This is a genomic window from Armatimonas sp. (genome assembly GCF_031410135.1).
Lineage (GTDB): Bacteria > Armatimonadota > Armatimonadia > Armatimonadales > Armatimonadaceae > Armatimonas.
Genome location: NZ_JANNYP010000272.1, coordinates 1 through 3,801, shown reverse-complemented (window position 1 = coordinate 3,801; position 3,801 = coordinate 1). Strand labels below are relative to the sequence as shown.

2 protein-coding genes and 1 pseudogene are annotated in these 3,801 nt (G+C 62.6%); 1 reads left to right on the top strand and 2 read right to left on the bottom strand.

All coding sequences use genetic code 11. From position 1 onward, the window contains the following. Positions 1 to 2,658: hypothetical protein (locus RMO15_RS10195; RefSeq protein ID WP_309711508.1), on the bottom strand; the 2,658-nt coding region annotated here is incomplete at its 3' end. 52 nt (positions 2,659 to 2,710) lie between these two features. Further along, positions 2,711 to 2,971, bottom strand: coding sequence for a hypothetical protein (locus tag RMO15_RS10190; protein WP_309711506.1), 261 nt, complete (start codon positions 2,969 to 2,971; stop codon positions 2,711 to 2,713). Positions 2,972 to 3,286: 315 nt separating this feature from the next. Between RMO15_RS10190 and RMO15_RS10185 the strand changes: the two are divergent. After that, positions 3,287 to 3,801 (top strand): annotated as a pseudogene (locus RMO15_RS10185) (hypothetical protein); the annotation flags it as partial.

Here is a 3,801-nt window from a genome sequence, read left to right as displayed (position 1 = left end):
GGGGACTTCGTACCAGTGGCCCACCGGGTGCAGACACTGACCGGGAAGGTTGTCGGTGTAGTCACTGCCCTCGCCCTTGCTCTGTGCCCAGTTAATCAATGCCGCCCGCACGGACTCACGGACTTTCTGCTGCTGGACATCGAGCACTTGTTGCATGGTCTCCTCCCAGTGGAAGCGCAGATCTCGCACCATCGGCACGAGTCGCAGACCAATGGACTGACCAGGCGAGAGCGCCACGGGGCCATCGTAGCCGTAGTTGCCCTCGCTCTTTAGGAACGCTTCCGTAGCGGCGTGGGTTAAGTAGCTCGTCGTGAAGACATGCGGAATCGCGGCTCCAAACGCGCGGCTAATCTTGCGGCTCTTGGCTAAATGAATCTCGATAAACGTGCGGTGCTTCTCGCCGAGCTGTGCAAAGGGATGGAGCGACTTCACGACGCCCGCGCCCTGGGTCCAGCGGCTCCCCACGCCCGCCGCAAGCGTAATCACTGCCACTTCCCCATTGGCAATCGCCTCTTGGCCCAGCGCCGCATGATCGCCCCGCTCCAGCACATCGCCGGGCTCGACATCGCGTATGGTCGCGTGTACGGGCAGGCGATTCTGCGAGAGCCCGATGCGCCCGTGGGTGAGATCCAGCCGGATCTGCTCGTGCTCCACCGAGTCAAAGCCGTTCTGTGCCAGAAGCTGCGTGAGCGAGTTGGCCTTGTCTTCTACCACCGCCGTCGGCAAGAGCTGGTCAAAAAGCGTCAGCGGGAGATTCGCCAGCTCGGGGCGGGTTTGTGCGGCACTGCGAATGGCCAGCAGTTCACCGCGCAAGGCAGGCGTGAGGGAGCGCGAGTCGCGGCGGACTAAGTTTGGAAGTGTCTGCTCGTAGTAAGACGCAGGCAGAGGCGCACTCTCGCCAGGGAGAAGCTCCCCCATCGTGCCCTGGTCATTGATGGCAAAGTCGTAGACCACGGGCTCCATCGCAAACGGCAGGGCACTCTGCAGACGAACTTTTTGCTCCGACATGAGGGTCTGAAGGAAGCTCTGCGCCTCGGACTTTCGGCTTGGTGCCACCATGAAGCCCATGCCGCCGCCCGCCATGCCACCCAGCATCCAGAACCCCCAGAACTCATCACCGAATTTTTGTCGCATTCCCTCAATCAGGCTCTCGGTGTAGAGATTGCTCGCCCACGGGATAATGGTCTGGATCGGACCGTAGAAGTTCTCGGTCGTGAGCTTGCCAATCGCGCGGATATTACCCGTGCCTAGATGGCCGACGATGGCGTCTAGGAAGCGCTGCGCCTCTAAACGCGCCTCCCACTCCGCCGCGCCACGCAGCAGGTACTTCTCCGTCACCATCTCCAAGATCGGCCCGACGTTCTGTGCGAGCCCACCGTGCACCAAGACCAGCGAGTCTTGCAGCGCCTGCCGCGTCTCGTCGCTGGCCGGAAGGAGCGTGTGGCTGGGGAGCAAGCGCCCCCGGCTGATCCCAAACTCCGGGTCGCCCGTCTCGGCGAGCTGGCCCATGATCACTTTAATGCCCGGCCAGACTCCCCCACTGTCCTGCCAGCCACCGCCCGAGCCACCGAGCCACTCGCCCAAAATCGCGCGCGCTGCGACTAAGCGGCGCTCGTCTTCGAGCAGCTCGCCGGTAAGCGTTCGAGTTTGGCCCGTGGCACGCATACAGGCCGAGATCAGCGCAGCCAGTAGGTTGGTCGAGACGGCGAGGCGGCTCCCCTTGGGAATCCCATTGACACTGGAGACCAGCTCGATGCCATGCCCCGGTCCCACCAGGCGCTCCAGCAAGTCCGTGAGCTTCGTCCCCGAGCCCTCCATCCCCGGCGGCACCACGCCCGAGGCGATCAGACCCGCCTTCAGTAGTCCTAAGTAGTCCTTGCCGAAGTTAAAGACCTCATCTAAGTCCGTGATCTCCACGCTGGCCCCGAGATCCACGCTCGCAAGGCGCAGCACTGGCTCATCTAGCACACGGAAATAGGCTTCCACCGGCGGGCGGGGCGTGTCGTCGCGGCCATGCACCGCCAGATCAATCGAGACATTGAGAACGCGTGCGCCCTCGGGGTAGTCCATCCCCAGAAAGAAAATATCGCTCCAGCCCGAGTGCGTCAGGTCCATGCGCACCGGAGTCTGCTCCCGCAGGATCGGCAGAGCGCCCTCGGGGCCGGGTGTGGTCAGCTCGGGCCGGACACGCAGAAGTAGCTCCGCCGGGTGATTGGCCGTGAACATCCACTGGTTGCCTCGCACCGAGCGCACCGAGCTACGCACCTGGTCGGCGAGAATCTGGAAGGCAACCCGGTGGTAGGCTGCTGCCAAGGCGCTGGAGAGCGCATCGCTAGAGCCCTGCGCCGCCTCGGAATTGCGAAACGCCGCAATCGCCTCCTCAAAGCGCCGCTCCAGCAAGCAGACATAGCCAGAGTACGGCAGGTGCCCGCCCACCGCAAAGCCCTCGCGTGTCGGCAGATGAAAGCGATGGATCGCGTAGAGAAAGAAGCACGCCCGAACGCGCTGATAGAGGCTCTCACTCTCATGCCGAAAGCGCTCCAGCGCCACGCACTCGGCTTGCAAACCAGCAATGTCCAGCGAGGCACACAGCGTGTCCAGAGAGGTGTCCCGAATCGCGGGATCGTCCGAAGTAATTAGGGGAATCAGCAAACTCACAGGCTAGATTGTACCGCAGTGAGGCGAAACATAAACCCGCTAAACTTTGGGTTTATGCCAGCGCGAGCGCGACGGCCTCGGTCATGGAGAGAGCGCTGCCTTGCTGCCAGAGGGAGCGGAAGCGCCCGTCGCCAAGCCGCTCTTGAATGCTCGCCTGGAGAAACTCACGCGCGTGTGCCTTGCCCGCATGGAGCGCGAGGTAGGCCAAGAGCTGAGCAGACTTCTTCGTCCGAAACTTCGTCACCGGCTCATGCCCGTCGGCGAAAGTGACGGCAAGCTGCCCAAGAACTCGCACCTCGCATCGGGTTGTCACAGAGATTGCTTCATTCTTGCCCATTGTACAGGATGCTATATAAAACCTCTCCCCAACCCCCGAATAACCTCTCCCCAACCCCTCTCCCGGGCGTTCGGACCTCACTGGGAAAGGGGCTTATCCACCCTCGGGCTCCCTCCTTTCCCAGCGACGAAGGAGCGCCCGGGAGAGGAGGTGCCGAGGAACGAGGCGGAGGAGAGGTTCTTCTTTACTGTTTTGTATGGAATTTGTACAGACCTGCCGGATATAACCTAAGGCATAAGTCAGCAACACTCGCCTCCCCTTAGGCTCGCACTAAAAAGAAACGACAACGTTATGAAACTCAGCTCTCCTCGCCCTCTCGCCACGCTTACTGCCTTTACCCTCGCGGCACTCACCTTCACGACCGGCACCGCACGTGCCCAGAGCATCACCCAGGCATTTAGCTATACCGGAGCCAACCAGACCTTTGTGGTGCCCAGCGGCATCACGGAGCTAACCGTCAAGCTCTGGGGCGCAGCGGGCGGCGGCACGGGCGGGGGCGGCGCGTTCGTCACCGGCATCTTCGCCGTCGTCCCCGGCGAGACCCTCACCTTCCTGGTAGGAGGCGGTGGAGCGTCTAGTAGCAGTAGCGGCACCTTTGGCGGCGGCGGCACAGGAGGAACGGGAGGCACAGGAGGCAACGGAGGCACAGGAGGCACAGGAGGCTTTGGAGGCAGTGGAGGCGATGGAGGCTTAGGTACAAGCGTTGCGGGCGAGGGTGGAGGCTCCTACCTGGCCAACCTCACCAATGCCACCAACAGCCAGGCAGCAGGCACGGACGGAACCGCAGGCGGAGCGACCGACTCGGA